21 protein-coding genes are annotated in these 22,278 nt (G+C 72.5%); 14 read left to right on the top strand and 7 right to left on the bottom strand.

The genetic code is table 11. The features are described from left to right. Positions 1-120 precede the first annotated feature (120 nt). Positions 121-903: a VOC family protein gene (locus ACFXGX_RS07595; RefSeq protein ID WP_384786099.1), complete on the bottom strand. Its 783-nt coding sequence runs from the start codon at positions 901-903 to the stop codon at positions 121-123. Between the two features lie 499 nt (positions 904-1,402). Here ACFXGX_RS07595 and ACFXGX_RS07590 point away from each other — a divergent pair, with 499 nt between their 5' ends. The 5 genes from ACFXGX_RS07590 (at position 1,403) to ACFXGX_RS07570 (ending at position 5,672) form a co-directional block, all read left to right on the top strand. Further along, on the top strand, positions 1,403-2,071 hold the full coding sequence (locus ACFXGX_RS07590; protein WP_384786096.1) for a DUF4097 family beta strand repeat-containing protein: 669 nt from the start codon (positions 1,403-1,405) through the stop codon (positions 2,069-2,071). A gap of 57 nt (positions 2,072-2,128) precedes the next feature. After that, positions 2,129-3,151 (top strand): ATP-binding cassette domain-containing protein, encoded by a 1,023-nt coding sequence (locus tag ACFXGX_RS07585; protein ID WP_384786093.1) that lies wholly within the window; start codon positions 2,129-2,131, stop codon positions 3,149-3,151. Continuing rightward, positions 3,148-3,924: an ABC transporter permease gene (locus ACFXGX_RS07580; RefSeq protein ID WP_384786090.1), complete on the top strand. Its 777-nt coding sequence runs from the start codon at positions 3,148-3,150 to the stop codon at positions 3,922-3,924. Before ACFXGX_RS07585 ends, ACFXGX_RS07580 begins: the two co-directional genes overlap by 4 nt. 225 nt (positions 3,925-4,149) lie before the next feature. Further along, on the top strand, positions 4,150-4,953 hold the full coding sequence (locus tag ACFXGX_RS07575) for a response regulator transcription factor (protein ID WP_384786087.1): 804 nt from the start codon (positions 4,150-4,152) through the stop codon (positions 4,951-4,953). After that, a complete protein-coding gene (locus ACFXGX_RS07570; protein WP_384786084.1) occupies positions 4,950-5,672 on the top strand; it encodes a sensor histidine kinase in 723 nt (240 codons plus the stop codon). The genes ACFXGX_RS07575 and ACFXGX_RS07570 overlap by 4 nt, the downstream gene beginning before the upstream one ends. A gap of 101 nt (positions 5,673-5,773) precedes the next feature. On the opposite strand, the gene ACFXGX_RS07565 is transcribed toward ACFXGX_RS07570, so the two are convergent. Together ACFXGX_RS07565 and ACFXGX_RS07560 are read right to left on the bottom strand one after the other, a co-directional pair. Beyond that, the gene (locus ACFXGX_RS07565; RefSeq protein ID WP_384786081.1) at positions 5,774-7,132 is read right to left on the bottom strand and encodes a TfuA-like protein; all 1,359 of its coding nucleotides are present in this window, start codon (positions 7,130-7,132) and stop codon (positions 5,774-5,776) included. Further along, entirely contained in the window at positions 7,129-8,325 is a 1,197-nt protein-coding gene (locus tag ACFXGX_RS07560) for a YcaO-like family protein (RefSeq protein ID WP_384786078.1), read from the bottom strand. The genes ACFXGX_RS07565 and ACFXGX_RS07560 overlap by 4 nt, the downstream gene beginning before the upstream one ends. A gap of 289 nt (positions 8,326-8,614) precedes the next feature. Between ACFXGX_RS07560 and ACFXGX_RS07555 the strand changes: the two genes are divergently transcribed. From ACFXGX_RS07555 to ACFXGX_RS07545, 3 genes are all read left to right on the top strand, one after another. Continuing rightward, entirely contained in the window at positions 8,615-10,498 is a 1,884-nt protein-coding gene (locus ACFXGX_RS07555) for a BTAD domain-containing putative transcriptional regulator (RefSeq protein WP_384786075.1), read from the top strand. A gap of 359 nt (positions 10,499-10,857) precedes the next feature. Next, the gene (locus ACFXGX_RS07550) at positions 10,858-11,544 is read left to right on the top strand and encodes a histidine phosphatase family protein (RefSeq protein WP_384786073.1); all 687 of its coding nucleotides are present in this window, start codon (positions 10,858-10,860) and stop codon (positions 11,542-11,544) included. Then, positions 11,528-12,916, top strand: a complete 1,389-nt coding sequence (locus tag ACFXGX_RS07545; protein ID WP_384786069.1) for an MFS transporter — start codon at positions 11,528-11,530, stop codon at positions 12,914-12,916. Before ACFXGX_RS07550 ends, ACFXGX_RS07545 begins: the two co-directional genes overlap by 17 nt. Here ACFXGX_RS07545 and ACFXGX_RS07540 read toward each other — a convergent pair. The 4 genes from ACFXGX_RS07540 to ACFXGX_RS07525 are packed head-to-tail and all read right to left on the bottom strand — an operon-like array spanning position 12,892 to position 16,751. Then, positions 12,892-14,187, bottom strand: a complete 1,296-nt coding sequence (locus tag ACFXGX_RS07540) for an Nramp family divalent metal transporter (protein WP_384786066.1) — start codon at positions 14,185-14,187, stop codon at positions 12,892-12,894. The two genes, ACFXGX_RS07545 and ACFXGX_RS07540, sit on opposite strands and share 25 nt — an antisense overlap. After that, positions 14,184-15,122: a sugar phosphate nucleotidyltransferase gene (locus tag ACFXGX_RS07535; RefSeq protein WP_384786063.1), complete on the bottom strand. Its 939-nt coding sequence runs from the start codon at positions 15,120-15,122 to the stop codon at positions 14,184-14,186. Before ACFXGX_RS07535 ends, ACFXGX_RS07540 begins: the two co-directional genes overlap by 4 nt. Further along, positions 15,122-16,183, bottom strand: coding sequence for a hypothetical protein (locus tag ACFXGX_RS07530; protein WP_384786060.1), 1,062 nt, complete (start codon positions 16,181-16,183; stop codon positions 15,122-15,124). Before ACFXGX_RS07530 ends, ACFXGX_RS07535 begins: the two co-directional genes overlap by 1 nt. A gap of 31 nt (positions 16,184-16,214) precedes the next feature. Continuing rightward, positions 16,215-16,751, bottom strand: coding sequence for a response regulator transcription factor (locus ACFXGX_RS07525; RefSeq protein WP_384786057.1), 537 nt, complete (start codon positions 16,749-16,751; stop codon positions 16,215-16,217). Between the two features lie 475 nt (positions 16,752-17,226). On the opposite strand from ACFXGX_RS07525, the gene ACFXGX_RS07520 reads away from it, so the two are divergent. The 6 genes from ACFXGX_RS07520 to ACFXGX_RS07495 all read left to right on the top strand — a co-directional run bounded on the left by ACFXGX_RS07520 (position 17,227) and on the right by ACFXGX_RS07495 (position 22,276). After that, positions 17,227-17,856 carry a uridine kinase gene (locus ACFXGX_RS07520; protein ID WP_384786054.1) on the top strand — a complete coding sequence of 210 codons (630 nt, stop codon included), beginning with the start codon at positions 17,227-17,229 and terminating at the stop codon, positions 17,854-17,856. Next, the gene (locus ACFXGX_RS07515) at positions 17,853-19,067 is read left to right on the top strand and encodes a galactosyltransferase-related protein (RefSeq protein ID WP_384786051.1); all 1,215 of its coding nucleotides are present in this window, start codon (positions 17,853-17,855) and stop codon (positions 19,065-19,067) included. Before ACFXGX_RS07520 ends, ACFXGX_RS07515 begins: the two co-directional genes overlap by 4 nt. Continuing rightward, a complete protein-coding gene (locus ACFXGX_RS07510; protein ID WP_384786048.1) occupies positions 19,064-19,696 on the top strand; it encodes a phosphoribosylglycinamide formyltransferase in 633 nt (210 codons plus the stop codon). The genes ACFXGX_RS07515 and ACFXGX_RS07510 overlap by 4 nt, the downstream gene beginning before the upstream one ends. Positions 19,697-19,792: 96 nt before the next feature. Further along, positions 19,793-20,983 carry a glycosyltransferase family 4 protein gene (locus tag ACFXGX_RS07505; RefSeq protein ID WP_384786045.1) on the top strand — a complete coding sequence of 397 codons (1,191 nt, stop codon included), beginning with the start codon at positions 19,793-19,795 and terminating at the stop codon, positions 20,981-20,983. Further along, the gene (locus ACFXGX_RS07500; protein ID WP_384786043.1) at positions 20,980-21,723 is read left to right on the top strand and encodes an NTP transferase domain-containing protein; all 744 of its coding nucleotides are present in this window, start codon (positions 20,980-20,982) and stop codon (positions 21,721-21,723) included. The genes ACFXGX_RS07505 and ACFXGX_RS07500 overlap by 4 nt, the downstream gene beginning before the upstream one ends. Further along, positions 21,716-22,276: an NUDIX hydrolase gene (locus tag ACFXGX_RS07495; protein WP_384786040.1), complete on the top strand. Its 561-nt coding sequence runs from the start codon at positions 21,716-21,718 to the stop codon at positions 22,274-22,276. The genes ACFXGX_RS07500 and ACFXGX_RS07495 overlap by 8 nt, the downstream gene beginning before the upstream one ends. Positions 22,277-22,278: the final 2 nt, after the last annotated feature.

Genomic DNA, 22,278 nt, shown 5'->3' with positions numbered 1-22,278 from the left:
GCCCGGCGGGGGGGGGGCGCGCGGGCGGCCCGCCCCTCGACCTCGTGTCCGGGGGGGGGGCGCCGCCGGCCCCCCCCCCCCCACCCCACCCCGCCCCCCACGCCCGGCCCTGTCGGGCTGTCACATGCGCGGGTCGGGCTTCAGCAGGGCGAACGCCGCGCCGAAGGGGTCCGCGAGCCAGGCGATCCGGCCGACGTCCGGGACGTCCGCCGCCGGCATCAGGACGGACCCGCCGTTCGCCGTGGCCGCCGCTGCCGTGGCGTCGGCGTCCTCCGCGAAGAAGTATGGCACCCAGCGCGGCCGTTCACCCTCGCCGTCGCCCGTCGGCGCGACCCCGCCGAAGGAGGCGTCCTGCTGGTCGCCCTCCTTGGTGCTCAGCACCCGGTACGTCATGCCGGGCGCCTGCATGTCCTGGCTGCGCCAGCCGAACAGGCCCTGGTAGAAGGCGATGGCGGCGAGGGGGTCGGGGACGTGCAGCTCCGCCCAGAGCAGTGTGTTCGGGGCGGAGGCGATCCCCAGTCCGGTGGTTTTGCCGGGCTGCCAGAGCGCGAACTCGGCGCCCTGTGGGTCGGTGGCCTGTGCCAGGTGGCCCTCGCCCATGACGTCCATGGGCTCCATCCGGACGGTGCCGCCGCCGGCGGTCACCGCCGAGACCGTGGCCTGGATGTCGTCGGCCTTGAAGTGGATCATCCAGGCGGACGTGGCGCCGTCCTGGGTGAGCGGTCCGAGCGCCGCGACGGTCTTCCCGTCGATCTGGAAGAACCCGTACCCGCCCGCCTCCGGTCCGGCGGAGACGAACTGCCAGCCGAAGACGGCGCCGTAGAACGCGGCGGCCGCCTCGGTGTCGGGGCTGCCGAGGTCGAGCCAGTTGGGCGATCCGAGACTGAAGCCTGTACCGAGCATGAGGAGTCCTCCGGGGACGTCGGTCGAACGGGCGGGGGCAACGATGCCGACCCGGCCCGCGGCCGGCCACCCGTGGCCACCGGTGGACCCCCAGGCTTCACCCGTACGGAGCAACCCGCACACCGCGCCGGGCATCGGAGCGGGCCCGGCGCCCCGCGTCCGGTGCTCCGCGTCCGGCGTGGAGAGGGCGCCCCGCCGTTCGGGGCATCGTGCGCCGGCCCGGGCGGGCGTCACGGCTTCCGGTCCAGGCGTTTCCCGGTGGCCTCGCCGCTCCCGTATCACGCCGACATAGCGTTCATCCGCATCCATTGCAACGGATTCTGTGCGTGCATGTTGCGTTAAGCGTAAGGTCGTTGCAATGAATTTAAGGCGTTTACCTGTAGCTATGGCGATCTGACGCAACAGTCGTGTTGCTGGTTCAGTGAATGCAACGTAGCGTTTCTGTCATCGGAAAGCAGCGGGCCGATCAGGGCGCGCGATGCCGGAGAAGGAGAGCATCATGCAGAAGTTCGACACCCCCGCCCCGGTCTCGGCCGTTCTCGACATCCCCGCGGGGCGCATCCAGGTCATCGCCGCCGATCGATCCGACACCACCGTCGAGGTCCTGCCCGCCAACCGTTCCAAGAGCCGCGACGTGAAGGCGGCCGGACAGGTCCGGGTCGCCTACGCCGACGGCGTCCTGCGCGTCGAGGCCCCGGAGGCGAAGAACCGGCTTCTCGGTCCGTCCGGGGCCATCGAGGTGACCGTGCGGCTTCCGGCCGGCTCCCGTGTCGAGGCGAAGGCGGCCGCCGCCGAGTTCCGCGGCGTGGGACGGCTCGGCGAGGTCACCTTCGAGGGCGGCCACCGCTCGGTCAAGCTCGACGAGGCCGACAGCGTCCACCTGACGGGCCTCGACGCCGACATCACCGTCGGCCGCCTGAACGGCCCGGCGGAGATCACTACCCAGAAGGGCGATCTGAACATTACCGAGGCCGCGCGTGGGCAGATCACGCTGAGCACCCAGATGGGTGACATCACCGTCGGCACCGCCCCGGGGGTTTCCGCCTCTCTGGACGCCGGCACCACCTACGGCCGGATCAGCAACACGCTCAAGAACGCCGACGCCACCCCTGGCCTGACGATCCGCGCGACCACCGCTCACGGCGACATCACCGCTCGCAGTCTCTGACCCACGGCCTCGTCGACCCGCCTCGTCGACCCCACAGCCTCGACCAAGGAGCACCCCATGACCGACCCGGCCATCGCCGCACAAGGGCTGCGCAAGTCCTACGGCGACAAGACCGTGCTCGACGGCATCGACCTGGCCGTCGAGGAGGGAACGGTCTTCTCCCTGCTCGGCCCGAACGGCGCCGGCAAGACCACCGCCGTCAAGATCCTCTCCACCCTGATCTCCCCGGACCCCGGATCCGGCACGATCCGCGTCGGCGGTCACGACCTGGCCAAAGACGCACAGGCCGTACGTGCCGCGATCGGCGTCACCGGCCAGTTCTCCGCCGTCGACGGCCTGATCACGGGCCAGGAGAACATGCTCCTGATGGCCGACCTGCACCACCTCTCCAAGGAGGAGGGCCGGCGCGTCAGTGCCGAACTGCTGGAGCGCTTCGACCTCACCGAGGCCGCCCAGAAGCCCGCCTCCACCTACTCCGGCGGCATGAAGCGCCGCCTGGACATCGCCATGACCCTGGTCGGCAGCCCCCGGATCATCTTCCTCGACGAGCCGACCACCGGCCTGGACCCCCGCTCACGCCACACCATGTGGGGCATCATCCGCGAGCTCGTCACCGGCGGCACCACCGTCTTCCTCACCACCCAGTACCTGGAAGAAGCCGACGAACTCGCCGACCGCATCGCCGTCCTCAACGACGGCAGGATCGCCGCCGAAGGCACCGCCGAGGAACTGAAGCGGCTCGTCCCCGGCGGACATGTCCGCCTGCGCTTCACCGACCCCGCCGCCTACCAGTCGGCCGCCACCTCGCTGAGCGACGCCTCCCGCGACGACGAAGCCCTCGCCCTCCAGCTCCCCAGCGACGGCAGTCAGCGTGAACTGCGCGCCGTCCTCGACCGTTTGGACGCGGCCGGTGTCGAGGCCGGCGAACTGACCGTGCACACCCCCGACCTCGACGACGTCTTCTTCGCCCTCACCGGCCCCACCACCGTGCCGAGCCAGTCGAGTCAGCCGAACCACCCGAGTCCGAACCACCCGAGTCAGCCGAGCCGGCCCAACCAGCCCAAGGAGACCCTCCGATGAGCGCTCTCTCCCTCGCCGTCCGCGACTCGTCCACGATGCTGCGCCGCAATCTCCTGCACGCCCGCCGCTATCCCTCGCTCACCTTGAACCTGCTGCTCACGCCCGTGATGCTCCTGCTGCTGTTCGTCTACATCTTCGGCGACACCATGAGCGGCGGCGCGGGCCGCTCCGCCTACATCGCCTACATCGTCCCCGGCATCCTGCTGATGACCATCGGCTCCACCGTCGTCGGCACCGCCGTCTCGGTCGCCACCGACATGAACGAGGGCATCATCGCCCGCTTCCGCACCATGGCCATCCACAGAGGCTCCATCCTGTTCGGCCATGTCGTCGGCAGTGTGCTGCAGGCGGTCATCAGTGTCGTCCTGGTCGGCGCAGTCGGCGTCGCCATGGGCTTCCGCTCCACCGACGCCACCGTCGTGGAATGGCTGGCGGCGTTCGGACTGCTCGCCCTGTTCGCCCTGGCCTTCACCTGGATCGCGGTCGGCATGGGCATGGGCAGCCCCAACGCCGAAGCGGCCAGCAACAACGCCATGCCGCTGATTCTGCTGCCCCTCATCTCCAGCGCCTTCGTCCCGCTGCACTCCATGCCCGGCTGGTTCCAGCCCATCGCCCAGTACCAGCCCTTCACCCCCGCCATCGAGACCCTGCGCGGACTGCTCCTGGGCACCGAGATCGGCAACAACTGGTGGATCGCCCTGCTCTGGTGCCTGGGCCTGAGCGTCCTCGGCCACCGCTGGTCCAAGGCCCAGTTCGACCGCGACCCCGCGTAGCCGCTCCCGGCACCACCACGGCGGCACCGTCCCACCCCGCGCCCCGTCCCACCCCCGAGGTGGGGCGGGGCAAGCGGTTTTGGAGAGACGGTCGAGAAGGACTGGACCAACGACGTCGGCTGGGACGTCCGGTGTTACGTTTTTCAACGTTGTCCGGGCCGAGCGGTACGGCGGCGGACGCGCCGGCGGCGGCACAACGTTGCGCGACGGGGAGGCGTCAGGTCCATGAATGTTCTGATCGTCGAGGACGATGACGGGGTGGCCGACGCGCTCCGGGAGGTGTTGAGCGGCCACGGCTACCAGGTGCGCCGCGTGGCCACCGGCCTGGAAGCCCTGGAACACGTCACGTCGGCCCAACTGGTCCTGCTCGACCTGGGCCTGCCTGACCTGGACGGCCACGAGGTCTGCCGGCGTATCCGCGAGCACTCGTGCGTACCCGTGATCACCCTCAGCGGGCGGGCGAGCGAGATGGACCGGGTGATGGCGCTGCACATGGGCGCCGACGATTTCGTCGCGAAGCCCTTCAGCCGCTACGAACTGCTCGCCCGCATGCGTGCCGTCCTGCGGCGGACGACCCCGTGTCCGCAGCACCCGCCGGCCACCACGACCGGCCGGCAGCCGGTGCCCGTCCAGCCCGCTCCGCCCGAGCCCCCCGCCGCGCCCCGCACGGCCGCCGGGCGGGACGCGGACCGGACGACCGCAGCCCCGTCCCCGATGCGTGCCGGGCCCCTGCGCCTCGACCCGCGCACCCGCCAGGTGCTCCTGGACGGCACGGAAGTGCGCGTGACGCGCCGGGAGTTCGACCTGCTGGCGATGCTGATCGAGGAGCCGGGAACGGTCTGGGAGCGTGAGGAGATCATGGACCGCGTATGGGACGAGAACTGGTTCGGATCGACCCGCACCCTCGACGTCCACGTCGGCTCGCTGCGCACCAAGCTGGGCCACAAGGAATGGATCGAGACCGTACGCGGTGTCGGCTACCGTCTGACGGTGTCGGCCACGCCCGAGCCGTGCGGGGAGTCACGATGACGGCCACCCGGGTGGCCCCGGGGGTCCGGCCCCTGCCGGCGCTGGACGGCGGTGACTCCCCGACGGTCGCCGCGGCCGCCGCTCACCAGGTGCGCGCCCCGCTGTCCTCGCTTCGGCTGCGGCTGGAAACGCTCCAGGAGCGGCTGGCCGCCGGCACGAACGCGCACGCCCGACGTGAGGTGGGCGCCATCCTGCACGAGGTGGACCGGCTCTCCCGGATCCTGGAACAGGTGTTGACCTGGGGATCGGCCGCGGAGCCCCGGGCTCCCGCCGAGCCCGTCGACGCGCTGGGCATCGCCGCGGCCAGGGTCGACGCGTGGGCGCCGCTCGCCCGTTCCCGGGGCATCCGGCTGGAACTCGACGGGATCGCGGTCACCGGACTGGAGGCGGGCGGCGCTCTGGAACAGAGCCTGGACGTCTTCCTCGACAACGCCCTGCACCATGCGCCCGGCGGCAGCGAGGTCCGCGTCGTGGTGGACGAAAGGGGACCGGAGATCGAGGTGCGGGTGCGCGACCGGGGGCCGGGCATGACGGACGAGGAGATCGCTCGCGCCGGCACTCCGTTCTGGCGGGGCAGCTCCGCCCGTGACCACGCGGGAACCGGCCTGGGGCTGACCATCGCCGCGGCGCTGCTCACCGCCTCCGGAGGCCGGCTCGAACTGAGCCGGGCCGACGGCGGCGGACTGTACGCGGCGGCCGTGCTGCCCGCCGCGCTCTGATCCGGCACGGGAGGCCGTAGCCCGCCGCATCTCACCGATGCCGGGTCACCGGGTTCAGCCCGTTGCCGGGTCGGGCCGAGAACCACGGAGGCCACAGCCGTTCACGGCCGGCCCCGTACCGCCCGTACTCCGTGCAGTGCCAGGAAGCGGCGGGCGGCCTGTTCGGCCTCGGTGAGGGAGACGAACCCGCGGTCCCGGGCCGCCGCCAGCAGTTCGACGCGGTCCCCGCTCTTCCAGACGTCCGCGAGATGCCGTCGTACCGTGGGCGCGGGCACCTGGTCCGGCACACGATGCGTCCCGGACCGGGCCATGTGCTCGTTGAGCAGGTCGGCCGCGGCCACCGCGGCCGCGCCCGCCGCCCAGGCCCTTTCGCTTCCGCGCAGTTCGGCGGGGATGCCGTGGAAGGTGCCCATGCCCGGCTCGACGCGAAACGAGCGGACCAGCAGCCGTACCAGCCTGTGCCGCGCGCTGTCCCCACGCAGCTCACGCGGCGTCAGCCAGTGGGCCCAGGTCTCGTCCGGCAGATGGGCGGCGGTGGCATCCGGCGCGCCGACCGCCGACAGCGCGACCCGCACCGGATCGCGGTCCCCGCCGGCCGGCACACCACGTGTGATTCCCTCCAGCGCGTAGCGGCGATAGCGCGCGGGGAAGCCGGGGTCGTACACCTGCTGGAACCGGAGCACGTCCAGTTCGGACACGGCAGGCGCGTGGCATGCCGGCACCGCGGGGCGATGTGCGCCGCGCTCGCGCTCCATGCGGAAGGTGCGGGGGGCAAGGGCGGCCCGGGCGGGCCCGGCGGCGTCCGGTGCGCGCGGTACCGACGCCTGTGCCAGCGCCATCAGCGCGTCCTGGCGCTGGAGATCGGCCAGTTGGGGATGGTCCTCGGTGAACTGCCGCAGCGTACGGGCCGCTTCCCCCGTACGCGGGGAGACGCGCTCCGCACGGTGCAGCAGGGCGGCCCAACTCCGGCGTGTGTAATGGAGCTGCCGGGCCGCGTGGAGAACGGGCGCCGCCCGGTCCTCCGGGATCATCTGCCGGGCCACCGCCTGGGTGAGCGCCCAGCGCAGGTTCACCAACGCGAGGGTGAGCGCGGGGAACCCGCAGGGCGGGTGCTCGACCGCGATTTCGTCGTCGGCGTCCAGCGCGCCGACCCGGTACATGCTGAAGACGTGACCCACCCCCCGCATCCCGTACGGGTCCAACTCAGCCGCCCGCAGGGCTCCCAGACCCGCTGCGCCCATCACCCGGGTGCCGCGGCCGAGCACATCGAGGATCTCCTTGTGCCGCACGGGCTCGGCATCCCGCAGCACCCCGTCGACGATCAGTACGGTGTCCTCGCCGCGGGGATCGAGGAGCCACAGGTCGCCGTGGCGCACCGGGGGATGGACGACCGCCTCCGGCAGGGTGTCGAGCACATCGCCCACCGGAAGGGTGGGCCCGGCGTACACATGGACGGTCATCCGGCCTCTTCCGGGGCGGCGGGCCGCCGGGACGCGGCCCCGGTCGCCGGGGCCCCACGGCGTGCCGCGGAGCCGGAACCGACCTGTACCACCTTGACCACGCTGAACGCGGAATGGGTGCTCAGGTCGACGACGACCGGCGAACCGCCGGTGATCCTGCGCACCACGCCCGCCAGCCAGAGCGCCTCGGTCTCGTCCTCGGTGAACCGGATTGCGGGTGCGGCCACGTCCTGCCAGGACACCGTGCGGCCGTCCCGCGCCGAAGGAGCCGGGTGCGGAGCCGGGTGCGGGACGGCGCCGGACGTGTTGCGGGCGCCGGGCAGGTCGTCACGGCTGCGGGTGATCGCGGTGAGCCGCCGCTCCGCCGATTCGGTGAGAGCACGGCAGAGGGCCGTCGCGGGGTTGCTGTGCGCCCCGGAGCCGACGGCCGGTACCGGATGGTCCGGCGACCACACCCGTGTGACGAAGCAGGGCAGACCCCAGCGGCCGGACACGTCCACGATCTCCAGCCACACGCAGGCGTCCGCGAGGCGGCGCAGCAGACGGACGCAGGGCTCCTCGCTCACGCTCCGCGGGTCCACGTACCGGCGCCGCTCCGTCGCGACCGCCGCCACGGCGGCCGTGCACTCGCGTTCCACCACTTCGTACAGGGCGTGCGTCACCGCCTCGTGGTGGCTGTTGCCGGCGGCGAGTCCGTCGGTGGACGCGGCGAGCAGCGGCGGCCTCCACAGGGAGCCGGCCTCGTGGTCGACCCGTACACAGTCCTGTGGCACCAGCGTGCCGGCGCCGGTGACCGCGTCGGTGGCGGCTATCCAGTCCAGCGGGGTGCGGTCGGTGAGCAGACTGCCCGCGTTCCGGCGCAGGCCGCGCACGTCGTAGGGAAGACCCAGTTCACGAGCGGGGGTGCCCGTCACCCGCGCCGGGGGACAGGCGTACTCGGCGTGCCACCGCTCCAGGGACTTCATCACCGCGGAGACTCGGGCGAGCAGCGCCGACACGCCCCCGCCCTGGGTGACCGTGACCGTACGGGCTCCCGGACGGACGGCCTTGGCCACCGGCACCCCCAGGCGGTCCATGCCGGTCACGTCGGCGACCCGGGTGATCCCGTAGGTGTCGCGCACCGCGTCGAGAACGGCCCAGGTGTCGGCGGGGCGTCGGACGCGATGCGTGCCGTCGAAGTGAACCTTCCTCACGCGTCCTCCCGTTGCGCTCGGCTGGCATCAGCTTCGGTGATGCCGTGCAAGCGGCCGGAAAGGCGGCGGGAAGTATCAGGTCAAAGCCGCGTACATTTCGCCGGTCCCCGGTGAGCGCCACATCAGAGGAATGTCAGGACACCACCCTGGCGGCCCGGACCTCCGTCGCCTGCCTGATTCTCCTGGCCGGCCTTGGTCTGCGCTGCACCGGACTTGAACGGGGGCTGACATCGCTTTTCCTACGGTGGGACATCAGCCGAGCGACCTTCGACGCACCGAGGGACCCTTCATGCCACGACCGTCCGCCGAGCCCGCTCTGCGCATAGCCGTACTCGGTCCTCTCGAGGTCCACCGCGGGTCCGAGCGCACCCCGTCGGCTCCGATGGTCCGGCGCGCGCTCGCGGTGCTGCTTCTGCAGGCAGGCGACTTCGTCCCGGTGTCCCTTCTGATCGACGAGTTGTGGGACGACGAACCGCCCCGTCTCGCCCGCAAGACCGTGCAGACGTACATGTACCAAGTGCGGCGGGCCCTGCGGCCGTTCGCCGACACGGACGGGGCCAGGGCCGAGGGCGCGCCCGAGGTGCTCGAGACCCGTCCGGGCGGCTACCGCATCCACGTGCCCGCGGAGAGCCTGGACCTGGAGGTCTTCCGGCGGCTGGCCGCCCGGGGGCGTGCGGCCCGTGACCTGGCCGATCACGCGGCGGCGTCCCGGACGCTCGGCGAGGCGCTGGCGCTGTGGCGCGGCCCGGCATTCGCCGGCGTGACGGCCGGACCGCTGCTCACGGCGCGCATCGCGCGGATCGAGCAGGCCCGCCTGGAGGTGCTGGAACAACGGCTCGACTGCGACCTGTTGCTTGGACGTCATCGCGAACTCCTGCCCGAACTGCATGAACTGACGAGACGTCATCCGCTCAACGAGGCAGTCGCCGCACAGTTGATGACCGCCTCCTATCGCGCCGGGCACCGAGACGTCGCCCTCGACGCCTACACACGGCTCCGCCGCCACCTGGTTGAGGAGCTCGGTGCGGAACCCTCACAGCGGCTCCGGGATCTGCATCGCGACATCCTCAACCAGTCGGACCGGCTCGATCCGCCCGGCGTCGCTCCATCCGGTGTCCGGGCCGTTCCCGGGCCGCCCTTCGTGACCCATCTGCCTCCGGACACGGAGGACTTCACAGGCCGGGAAGGTGTACTGCGGGACGTGCTGCGGCTGAGCCGTCCCGCTGGGACCGCACGCACGGCGCCCCGCCTGGTCCTGCTGACCGGCGGTGTCGGCGTGGGCAAGACCACGCTCGCCGTCCACGCCGCCCACCTGGTCAAGGACCGGTTCCCTGGCGGCCATCTGCACGCGGTCCTGCACGGGCCGGACGACCGGCCCCTGGACCCCCACGAGGTGCTGTTCTCGCTCCTGAGAGACGCCGGCGTCGCCGCCGAGCGGATCCCCGACACCCCCGAGGGACGGATTCGCGCCTTCCGGACATGGAGCGCGCGACGCCCGCTGCTGATGCTCCTGGACGACGTCGCGGCGGCCCGTCAGGTGACACCCCTGCTCCCGGCCGGCCCGGACAGCACCGTCCTGCTGACCTCCCGGACCCGGCTGCCGGGACTGGCGGGGGTCAGGCCCGTGGCCCTGGGACCGATGTCCTCGCAGGAGTCCGCCGACCTGCTCGCCGTGCTCGCAGGCGCGACAGCCGTCGAACACGCTCCCCGGGCGGTACGGGACATCGCCGAGGCCTGTGGACGCCTTCCCCTCGCCCTGCGCGCCGCGGCCGGGAAACTGGGCACGCCCCTGTCGTGGAGCCCCGACAGCCTCGCGCGCAGACTGCTGGACGAGGACCGGCGCCTGGGCGAACTGGGCAGTGACTCCTTCGACGTGGGCGCGTGCCTGCGGCGGGCCGTGAGGCGCTTGCCCGTGGACGCCGGGGCGGCGCTCACCGTGCTGGCGGCGGCGGAACCAGGCCGGTTCGACCTGGTGGCGGCTGCCCGGGTGTGGGCGACGGACATGTTCGGCGCCGAGGACACGGTGGGGCGACTGCTCGAGCTCAACGCGGTCGAAGCCGAGACCGGCGGACTGTCGCACAGCCCGTCCTTCAGGATTCCGCCGCTGCTGCGCCTCGCCGCCCTGCCCCGACACCCCGCGCGCCGGGCCGTCCTGCTGCCGAACGCCGGCTGACGTTCCCCGCCGAGCGGACTGCCCGTCGAACGCCGGCTGACGTTCCCCGCCGAACGGATTGTCTGCCGAACGCCGGCTGAGCTCCCCGCCGAGCGCACCGGCGCGTCGGGCGCATTGGCACGTCTCGCCGTTGGCAATAAATTGCCAACAACTCGCGACCCTACAACTTTGCGGTGATGTGCTCCTTTTCCATTCCTTGGTCGGGTTGTGGCACATTTTTGCCAAGCAAGACGAGATGCGTGGACGGGTACTCGGCAAAGCCGGCAGGGCCGGACCTTTCGCAGGAGAGCCCGCCGGAAACGGCCCCGCCCGGACCGGCAAGCGCATCCCCGGACCCTTCACGGCGCGAGAGGACTTCGATGACCCGCCTGCTCTTCGTACGACACGGACGCACCCCGCACAACGCCCAGATGGTGATCACTTCCGGCTACCCGGGAGTCTCCCTGGACGAAGTCGGCCGAGGCCAAGTCACCACGCTGGCCGGTCAACTGGCCCCGGTACGCGACAGCCTGGCGGCCGTCTACAGCAGCCCGCTGCGGCGCGCCGTGGAGACCGCCGCCCTCCTCAACGACGAACTGGCCACCGGCCTCGAACCGCGGATCCACGACGACCTGCGCGAGGGATCGGTCGGCGACCTCGAAGGAGAGTCGTCGGCGGAAGCCTTCGCCCGCTTCGACGCCACCTTCGACCACTGGTACCTCAACGGCGACCTCGACCACCGCGTCGGCGGCACCGGCGAGCGGGGCAGCGCGACGGTGGAGCGCATCAGCCGCGTCGTCGGCGACCTGGTGTCCCGGCACCCGGGGCAGACCGTGCTCGTCGTCGGCCACGGCACCGTTCTCCAGCTCGCCCTGACCGTGCTGTGCGCGAACCTGCCGCTGACCTCCGGCTACCGGAACTGGATCGAGAACGCGGGGGTGGTCGACACCGTGCACGACGGACGGCACCTGCACTGCCTGTCCTGGTCGGGACGGCCGCCGGTCGTGGCACCCGGCGTTCTCGGCACGCCGAACACGAAGGGGGACCACAGTGCCGCGGCTGCTTGAGACGAGCGCGCACCGCCTGCGCAGCGCGATGCCGGACATGGCGGCCACCCAGCGGGGCGGTCTCGTCGGCTCGGTGGTGGTCGACGCGGTGGGGGCCGGGATGGTCATGCCCCTGTCGCTGCTGTACTTCACGCTCACGACGTCCCTGTCGGTGGCCACCATCGGCCTCGTCACCAGCGCGGCCGTCCTGCTGACCCTGCCGATCTCGCCCTGGGCCGGCGCTCTCGTGGACCGCTACGGATCCCGGTTCGTCCTCGTCGGCAACAACGTGATCGCCGGCGTCGGGTACGTGGGCTACCTGTTCGCGGACAACTGGTGGCAGGTGCTGGTCTCGGTCTTCCTGGTGACGGCGGCGGACCGCTGTTACTGGACGGCCTGGCCGGTCTTCCTGAAGTCGCTCACCGCACGGCACCGGCTGGACACGTGGTTCGCCTTCGCCGAGTCGGTCAAACAGGGCGGATTCGCCGTCGGCGGGCTGGTCGCGGCGGCGTTCCTGAGCTGGGACGACCACATCGGGGCCCGCCTGCTGGTCGCCTTCAACGTCCTCAGTTCCCTGCTGTCGGCGTGGCTGCTGGCCCGGGTCCGCTCCACCTCCGCCCGGCATCCCGACGCGGAGACCACGGTCCGCGCCGAACGCGCCCCGGCCCGGGGAGCCTGGCGGCACGTGCTGGGCCAGCGGTGGCTGTGGGCGCTGGCGGCGGGACAGATCGGGCTCTCCTTCCTGTGGCTGGTGCCCACCGTCGTCCTGCCGGTGCACGTCGTGGACGGACTGGGGCTGGGGGCCTGGCTGCCGACCGCCCTGTTCGGATTGAACTGCCTGGGCGCGTTCGCCCTGCAGTCCTGGGTGACACGCCGCTCGGCCCGTATGCGGCGTACCCGCGTGGTGGTGCTCAGCGCCGGCCTCGGCACCCTCGCGGTCGCCGTGATCGCGGCGCTGCCGACGGGCCGGCCCGCCGTGGCCGCGGCGGGCGCCGCGCTGGCCTCGCTGCTCGTGGGCTTCGCCTTCATGTGCTACCTGCCCGCGTCCAGCGCCCTGGTCGCCGCCGCGGCGGACACGTCCCACGAAGGGCGCACCATGTCGGTGTTCCAGAGCGCCGGCGCCCTGACGTCCGGAGTGGGGCCCGCGGTGGTCGGCTGGCTCCTGACCGCGGGGGTGCCCTGGCTGTGGTGGCTGCTCACGGTCGCCTGTGTGCTGGGCGGCGCCGGCTTCTGGGCGGCCGAGCGCTGGCTGCCGGCACAGGCGCTGCACCGGGGCGAGGAGCCAGGACCGGAGGCTGAGCCGGAGCCGGAGCCGGAGCCGGAGCCGGAGCCGGGCGCCGCGGCACCGCAGCGCGGCGCGCGGATCGCTCAGCCCACCTCGGCCGCAACCTGAACCAGCAGGAACACGTTGAGACCGATCACGGCCGCCGTCACCACGCTCAACGCGGCCTGAGTGAGCGGCCCGTTGCGCCGGGCCCCCATCAGACTGCCGCGCCCGGTCAGCCAGACCAGCGGCACCAGGGCGAACGGGATCCCGAAGGACAGGACGACCTGGGACCACACCAGCGCGGTGGTCGGATTCACCCCCAGGGCCAGCACCGAAAGTGCCGGCACCAGGGTCGCGCCCCGGCGGAACCACACCGGGACCTGGCGGTCCAGGAACTCCGTCATGATCACCTGTCCCGCGTAGGTGCCGACGGAGGAGGACACGAGCCCGGAGGCGAGCAGTGCCGTCGCGAACGCGATCGCGGCCATCCAGCCCACGGTCTCTCCCAGCCGGGAGTGGACCGAATCCAGGTCGCCACCGAAGCCGGGAATCCGCGCACCGATGAGCAGCAACGCGGCGTTCACCGCGCCGGCGACGCCCAGGGAGACCATGATGGCGGTTCTCAGCCTGCGCAGCAGCCACGTCGCGTGCGCCGGGTCCGGGCCGGCGACGGATCGCAGCGACAGACGTCGGGCGGCCATCACCGGGTGCAGATAGATCACGTGGGGCATGACGGTCGCGCCCAGCATGCCCGCGGCGAGCATCGGGCTGTCGGCTCCGGGGAAGGAGGGCACCATCCCGTGGGCCATGCCCGTCGGACTCGGGGGAGCGACGAGGATGTCGTAGCAGACACCGATGACGACGACGGCCAGCACTCCCGCGACCAGGGTCTCGAAACGCCGTGCGCCCTTGCTCTCCACGGCGAGCACCAGGCAGGAGACCGTGGCCACGAGCACCCCGCCCAGCAGCACGGGCAGGTCGAACAGCAGCCGCAGGGCCAGCGCGCCGCCGACGATCTCGGCCAGGTCGGTGGCCACGGCCACCAGTTCCGCCTGGGCCCACAGGCCGTACACGACAGGGCGGGGAAGATGTTCACGGCACAGCCGGCCCAGCCCGCGGCCGGTCACGGTGCCCAGCTTCGCCGCGACGTACTGGATGAGCATGGCCATGGCGCCGGCGGCGGCCACGACCCACAACAAGCTGTAACCGTACGCGGAGCCCGCGGTGGTGTTGCTGGCGAAGTTGCCCGGGTCCGCGTAGGCGACGGCGGCCACGAAGGCCGGACCGTAGACGGCGGCCCGCACGTTCGGCACCGCCGCCCCGTCCCGGCCGTACGGTGCCGCGGCGGACCCGCGCCGTCCGGCGCCCGCCGCGACGGGCGATGTCGTACGCCTCATGAGCCACCCGCTCCGACGGGACCGGCCAGAACCGTTTCCACGGCCAGGCCGCCAGGGGCCAGCCGTGCCCCGGGCAGCAGGACGCAGTCACGCACCTGCGCGCCGGCCCCGATCCGGACACCGGCACCGAGATAGACGTCGCCGTACAGGGCGGCCCCCTCCTCGACGACCGCGCTGGGGTCGCGCAGGCACACACCGCCGTCCTCGGTCGGCTCCCCACCCGCGGCACGCACCTCGTGCAGGACCGCCGCGCGGTACGCCGACGGAGTACCCAGATCGTCCCAGGCGCCCGCCCAGGCAACGCAGTTGACGGGCTGTCCGGCGGCCAGCAGGGCGGGCACCAGATCGGCGGCGAAGTCGAAGGGCCGGTCCTCCGGTATGAAGGAGAGCACCTCGGGCTCGACGCAGTAGATGCCCGCGCTCACCCAGGACGGCCGGCCCGCGGCCCAGGCCGGCTTCTCCTCGACCCGTGAGACGGCGCCGTCCTCGTCGAACTCGAAAACCCCGTAGCGCGACCCGTCCGGTACATGCACCAGGGCGACGCTGAGCAGGGCATCGGATGCCCGGTGCGCGGCGACGAAGCGGGGCAGCCCGCCCCCCGTGCGCAGGTCGCCGGAGAGCACCACGGCCTGTCCGCTGTCGCGGATCTCCTCGGCGAACGTGTGCAACGTGCCCGCGGGTCCGCGCAGTTCGGGCTCGACACGCACCTCGACGGGGCCGCCCGCCCGGCCGGGGTGCAGACGGCAATGCTCGACCACGTCCTCGGCCCGGTGGTACGCGTTGCACACCACCCGTCCCGCGCCCGCGGCACGGGCCTGGCGGGCCAGTCTGTCCAGCAGGGTGTCCGCGCCGAGCGGGAGCAGCGGCTTGGGCCAGCGGGAGGTCAGCGGCCGCAGCCGGGAACCGTGTCCCGCGGCCAGAACGACGCCCAGCATCACCGCACCAACGCCTCGGCACGGGCCACCGGAAGCCGCAGCGCCCGGCGCGGGTTGGTGTGGAACATGTCCCGCACCCCGTCCTCGCCGAGCCCGAGACCCAGCACGTTCGCGTACTGGCGGGGGTAGAACCCGGTGCCCGCGGCGACGATGCCGTCGGACCGGTACCAGAGGTGGTTGCCCTCCCGGTGGTGCAGCGCCTCGCCCGCCAGCACGGGGATCTCGGTGTCGTCGGTGATGCCGATGATCCGTCCGGTGCCGAGGTACTCCGCGGTGCGCCGGCAGATGGCGAGGTCGACATGGTCGCCGTCGAAGTTGAGGAACGGCAGCAGCTTCTCGTCGTGGGCCGCCTGCACCAGCGCGGCCGGGACCGGCCCGAGGAGCTCCGGGAGAGTGTCGTAGTGCCATTCCCGCGCCAGGAACGCGGCCCGTTCCCCCTCCCGCGCGGCCCGCTCCGCCGGAGTGCGCCACACGTGCCGGAAGGCGCGGGGCATGTCGTTGAACAGATGGTCGGTCAGCAGCACGTCCGGGGAAGGGCCGTAACGGTGGTGGACGTAGTCGATCAGCTCGCGCGTCCGCTGCGCGCTCAGTTCCGGGTGCGTGTGCCGGAAGTGCCCCAGCGCGATACGGACGCCGTTGGCGTAGCACAGATCGACGATGTCCCGGTAGCGGACGCCGCCCTCCAGCACATCGTCCAGGTCACCTCCGTCCGGCCCCATGACGATGTAGCGCAGGCCATGCGGGCCGAGCTCGCAGATCCTCTCCCACTCCTCGGCCGAGGGCGACCAGATGCCGCGGGGCGGCACACCGCCCGACCGTCCCAGCAGCGGACCCTCCACCGAGAAGCCCAGCACGGAGGGGAACCGCTCACGGTGGGCGGACCAGGTGCGGACGACCTCGGCGAAGCGGTCGATGTAGGAACGCTCCAGGAACACCGAGGGCACGAGGTGCACGCCTCCGCGGACGGCGTGCTGCTCGACGTCGGCGAGGGCGCTCGGCGCCATGGAGCTGAAGTCGATGCCGCCGATGCCGTGCGTGTGAACGAGCAGGGGAACGGACACGAGGTCTCCTTGCGGGCGGTCGGGTGAGAGGTCAGGAAGCGGCGAGCGCCGCCCGGGTGAGTTCGGCCTTGTTGCCGAGCCCGAGCTTGCTGCGGATGCGCTTGACGTAGGTGTCGACGGTGTGCGGACTGATGGTGAGCCGCCGCGCGATCTGATCGTGGGTCAGTCCGGCCGCGATGTGGCTCAGCACCTCCCATTCACGCGGGGAGAGGGTCTCGCGCACGGATGTGGTGTCACCGGCGGCGGGGGCCGTGCCCACCGCGGCGCGTACCGCCGCGACGACGGCCTCCGGGGTGGAACGCTCGTCCAGGAAACAGGTGGCGCCGCTACCGGCCAGATTGCCGGGCCGCTGGGCGGACATGAGCAGCACCCGGGTGCCGGGCGTCATCCCCGGACCGTCGCAGCTCGTCGGACGATTGGTGATGAGCACGTCGAGCGGGACGGGACACGGGCGCCGGGCCGCACCCTCCCCGAGGTTGTGCACCTCGATGCCGGGCACCTCACGCAGCGCCATGCCCAGCGCCCACGACAGGAACGGGTGGTCGTGCCTGAGACCGACTGTGTACATCGCCCGCCCTCCGGGTCGCCTGCCGTGCGGTTCTGGCATGAACCTAGAGGGGACGACGCCAGGCACGCGGTAGACGAACGTCAGGGCAATGGCAACGGATCGACAGGTGACCGCAGGCATCCGCCAGGTCTCTTCCGGCATCCGCCAGGTCTCTCCCCGCCGGCGTCATCGCCGGTGCGGCAGACGGGAGCTTCGGCGGGCGCAATCGCCGGTGCGCCCGCCGGTCATGGCCCGGCCGCCACCGACTCGCCGGCTCCCGGCCCCGGCCGCCGGTCCGTGCCGCGGTCCGGGTGCGGACACGTCCGGGGCCCCGTGTCCCCGGTATCGGTGACTGGGCCGCACCCGCCGGACACCCGCATCATGTACACAGACGCCGATGCGGCTTCGCTTCGTTCGTATGCGACCCGGCGCCTGTGACCACCCCCGTGTCCCCGCACCACCGGTGCGGCGCACGGCTGCCCACGAAGGGATGACCATGCAGACGCAGAAGGCTTGCGACCTGGACGAGATCGCCGCGGAGATCCGCGCTCGCGGTGACCGCGGCGGCCGCCGCGTTCTGGTCGGCGTCGACGGTCCGGGCGCGTCCGGCAAGAGCACCCTCGCCGAGCTGCTCGCCGAGCGCCTGCCCGGCGCGGTCGTCGTCCACGTCGACGACTTCTACCGCACCAGCGACGACGAACGGCCCGGCGGCTTCGGTGCCGACTTCGACCTGGACCGGCTCGAACGCCAGGTGCTGCGCCCGGCCTTCGCCGGCGAGAGCGTCCGCTACCAGCGCTACGACTGGGACAGCGACCGGCTCGCCGAATGGCACGACCTCCCCGCCGGCGTCCCCCTCGTCATCGAGGGCGTCTACAGCACCCGGGCCCGCGTACGGGACCTGTACACCTACCGCGTCTACTGCCACACCCCTCGCGAACTGCGGCTCAGCCGCGGTCTCGAACGCGACGGCGCCGAGGCCGAGAGCCAGTGGGTCGACCTGTGGATGCCCGCCGAGGACAGCTACGTGGACGGCGAACGCCCGCACCACCACGCCGATCTGGTCCTGGACGGCACCGGCAACGCGAGCACCGAGGGCCCGGTCTTCCACCGGGCGGTGCTCTCATGACGGGCCCGGCCGCCCGCCCGCGGCCCGCGCCGGTCGCCGAGCGCGCCGCCGTCGCCGTGGTCACCCTGCTGGACCCGGCCGCCCGTGTCAGCGCTCCCATGTGGCGGCGCACCGAACGGCTGGGCACCCGTATCCAGGACCTGCTGACGGCCGCCGCCCGGCGGGCCCCCGGCGGCCCGCTCGACGCGGCCCTGCGCGGGTTACGGCACGACCCCCTGGACCGGCGGCTCCAGCAGGAACTGTCCGCCGCCGTCACCGACGTCCTGCGCCAGGACGCCACCCTCGCGGCCGAACTCGACGCGCACATACGGGTCTTCGACGACCGCAACCGCATCGTCCTGGACCGCGGCCACCGCCACGAGAGCCGCCCGGCCGACGGCACCCCCACCGCCCGGCAGATCGCCGCCGCGGCGGCCGCCGAGCCCCGGGACATGACCGGTCGCTGGGACGTCACCGTCGTCCTCGACTTCCGCGACACCACCTCCGGCGACAGGCTGCGCAACGCCGTCGCGACCGCCGCCGCCCTGCGCGACCAGTCGCTCGACCCCGCCCGGCACCGGCTCGTGGTCGTCGAGCAGGACGACCACGCCCGGCACCGCGACCTGATCGCCCCCCTGGCCGACCTGTACATCCACGCCCCTCACGACGGCCCCTACAACCGGAGCTGGGCACACAACGTCGGCGCCGTCGCCACCCGCGGCAACGACCGCCGGCTGCTCTTCCTCGACGCGGACGTGCTGCCGGACCGGACGTTCCTGGAGCGGCTGCTGGGCCGGCTCGGGACCGTCGGCGCGCGGGCGCTGCTTCCCCACGAGAGCCTGCACTACCTCGACGAGAGCTCCAGCGAAACAGCCCTGCGCGCACGGCTGTTCACCCCGGCGAAGACCGTCGACCCGGACGAGCTGCACGGCTACCGGCTGGTCACCAACAGGGGCGGCTGCATCCTCGTCGACAGCGACGTCTTCCACGACATCCACGGCTTCGACGAACGCTACGAGGGCTGGGGCGACGAGGACAACGAGTTCTTCGACCACCTCCAGCGCCACACCCCCGTCCACATGTCCGACGAGGTCCTGCTGCACCTGCACCACCCCCGTCCGCGGATGGAGGACGACCACGGACGGCGCCCCAACGAGTGGCTGCTCGGGGCGACCGACGGCCGCCCCACCGCCATCGGGGACCCCCAGCGCTACGCGAGCCTCCCGCTGTGACCGAGGAAAACGGAGAAGCCATGCTCAACATCGGTGTCATGACGTCCGGACGGGGCAACGCCCTGCGGATGGTCCTGGAGACCTGCACGGGCCACGGCAAGGTCGTCGCCGCGGTCGCCAACCTCGACTGCCCCGCCCTGGGCGTGGCCCGCGACAACGGCATACCGCACGTGTCCCTGCACCGCCTGGAGGACTACCCCTCACGGGCCGCGCGCGACGAGGCGATGGCCGCCGAACTGCATAAGGCCGGCGTGGACTTCATCTTCTCGGCCGGTTACAGCGACGTGATCGACGAGGCCCTGCTCAGCGCCTTCCCGGACCGGGTGATGAGCGTCTACCCGTCCCTGCTGCCCGCCTTCGCCGAGGACGACGAGGCCATCGGGCCGGCCCTCGACCACGGTGTCAAGCTGATCGGCGTCACCTTCCACCTGCGCCAGGCGCTCTCCGGAGCCGGCGGAGCGATCATCGCCCAGGAGCCCATCCCCGTCGACGTCGACGACACCATCGCGACCGTCGAGCCGCGCATCCTGCAGACGGAGCGGGACATGCTGCCCGGCCTCTTCGCCGCGTTCGCCGAGGACCGCGTCCGGCGCGAGGGGCGCAAGCTGCGCATCCTGCCCGCCTCCTGAAGCGTCCGCGCCCCCGCCCCCTCCACCCCGTCGATCAGGCCGGAACCGCGGTCGCGGTCCCGTGCGCCCACACCCGGAAAGGAGGACCGCCTCGCCATGCCTCCGCGCGTACTTCTGCTCACCTCCGCGTTCGCCCCGACGATGGGCGGCGCCGAGTCCTACGCCCGCACGGTCGCCCACGGCCTGGCCGACGCCGGCCACGACGTCCTCGTCGTCACCGACGCGGTCGCCGGCACACCCCCGAGGGAAACCGACGGTCCCATCCGCATCATCAGGCTCGGCGGCTACCGCGGCCTGCTGGAGGACCCCAGCAAACTTCCCTGGGAACAGCTCTACTTCGGACTCCTGCCCGAACTCGCCGATGTCGTGTCCGAGTTCGGACCCGACCTGATCCTGGCCAACAGCCTGGAAACGACCGTCGCCGGCCGCGTCGTGGCCGACGAACTGTCCATCCCACTGGTCGGCGCCTACCACGAACACGCCCCACTGGAAGAGCCGTTGGGCATCGGCAAGACCATGCTCGGCTACCGGCGCATGGCCCCCGACCTGGTCCTCGCGGGATCACACTCGTACGCCGCCCGCGCCCTGGCCCACCTGCCGGCCGAACGCGTGGCTCTCATCCACCACGGAGTCGACACCGACGCCTTCACCGACGCCCCGCACACCGCCCCGCTGCGACAGCGGGTCCGTGACCGGTACGGCATCGCCGACGACGACCTGCTCGTCGTCTGCGCCGGGCGGCTCAAGCCCCGCAAAGGCCAGCGGGAACTCATCAAGGCGTTCGACTCCCTCGGCCGCCCCGGCCTGCGGCTGCTGCTGGTCGGGGGAGTCAGCTCCGCCTCCCAGGACTACGCCGACGACCTGCGGGCCCGGGCGGCACGCGTCGGCGCGCCCCGGATCCAGCTCGACGAATCCGTCACCGTCCAGCAGATGCCGGGCATCCTCGCCGCCGCCGACATCGTCGCCCAGCCCAGCCACTCCGAAGGCCTCGGCCTGTCCTTGCTGGAGGCGATGAGCGCCGCACGACCCGTCATCGCCACCCGCATCGACGGCTTCGACGAGGTCCTCACCGAGGAGGGGCTCGCCCTGCGCGTGGCCCCCGAGGCCCCCGGCCAGCTGGCGAGCGCCCTGGCCACGCTCTGCGCGGACGCGGACCTGCGGCGCGACCTCGGCCGCCGGGCCCGAGCCCACGTCCTGGCCCGCTTCTCGCTCCGTCGCATGATCGACCGCACGGACGAGCTGCTGCGCGAACTCGCTGTTCCCGCAACGGTCCGAGGCACCCGATGACCCCCCTGGGCGCGGCCCGGCCGCCGCAGGTCGTCGTGCTGGCCGGAGGACTCGGCACCCGTATGGGCGCGCTGAGCGCCCACACCCCCAAGGTGCTCCTGCCGGTGGGCGGCCGCGCGTTCCTGGCCCGGCTGCTCGCCCACCACGCCCGCCAAGGAGTGCGCGAGCTCCACCTCTGCCTCGGCCACCTGGCCGATCAGGTGCTGCGGTTCCTCGACGTCCACGGTACGGCGGGGATACACGTCACCAGCACGGTGGAGACCGAACCGCTGGGCACCGCGGGCTCCCTGCGGCTCGCCCTGCCCTACCTGGCCGACGAGTTCGCCCTCGTCATGGGCGACAGCCACACACCCGCCCCGCTGACCGACCTGGCACACCGCTGGCACGGCTCGGGCCTGGACGCCGCGATGGCGGTGCTGCGCAACCACGACTGGCTGGTCCCCGGCAACGTCGCCGTCCAGGACGGCCGGGTCACCACGTACGACAAGGGCCGTCCCCCGGGAACGTACGCCTACGTCGACTACGGAATCACCTTGCTCCGCCGGGCCACCGTCGAACACCTCCCCGACAGCGGGCCCGCGGACCTCGCGGAGCTCTACGCCCCCCTCGTCAGTGCGGGCCGGCTCGCCGCACTCGAAGTGACCGAGCGTTTCTGGGAGATCGGATCACCCTCCGGCTACGCCGAGTTCGCGGCGCACGTGGCCGCCCAGGAAGCCGGGAGCGACCGTGTCCATGCCTGAGACCACCCCCGCGCCCAAGACCCGGCGCGCGAGCCGCGTCGTCCACCGCACCCCGTGGATGACCGTCCGCGAGGACGAGTTCGTCCGCGCGGACGGCGTACCGGGACAGTTCACCGTCGTCACCCGCGCGGACTTCGTCATCGTCCTGTGCGACACCCCCGAGGGACTGCTCATGACCGAGCAGTACCGCTACGCCGCGGCCCGCTGGAGCCTCGAACTGCCCCAAGGAGGCCTGGAGCCGGGTGAGTCGGCCGCACAGGCGGCCCTGCGGGAACTGCGGGAGGAGACCGGCTGGCACGGGGGCAGCGCCGAGATCCTCGTCGAGGACCTGTACGAAGCCGCGGACTGGGCCACCCAGCGCTTCGCCGTCGTGCGGGTGCACGGCGGCCACCCGGGGCCCGCGTCCCCCGAGGCCGACGAAGCCATCGGCGCCGTCCGCGGTGTGCCGCGCCACCGGCTCGCCGCCCATGTCCTGGCCGGCCGCGTCGTCGACGCGGCGACCCTGGCCGCCCTCGCCGTCGAGTCCGCGAAGTCCGCGGCCGACGTGTCCTGAAG

It is taken from the genome of Streptomyces sp. NPDC059371, assembly GCF_042751995.1.
In the GTDB taxonomy this organism is placed as follows: domain Bacteria; phylum Actinomycetota; class Actinomycetes; order Streptomycetales; family Streptomycetaceae; genus Streptomyces.
The sequence above is the reverse complement of the archived record's forward strand: the minus strand, read 5'-3'. Positions and strand labels throughout refer to the sequence as shown.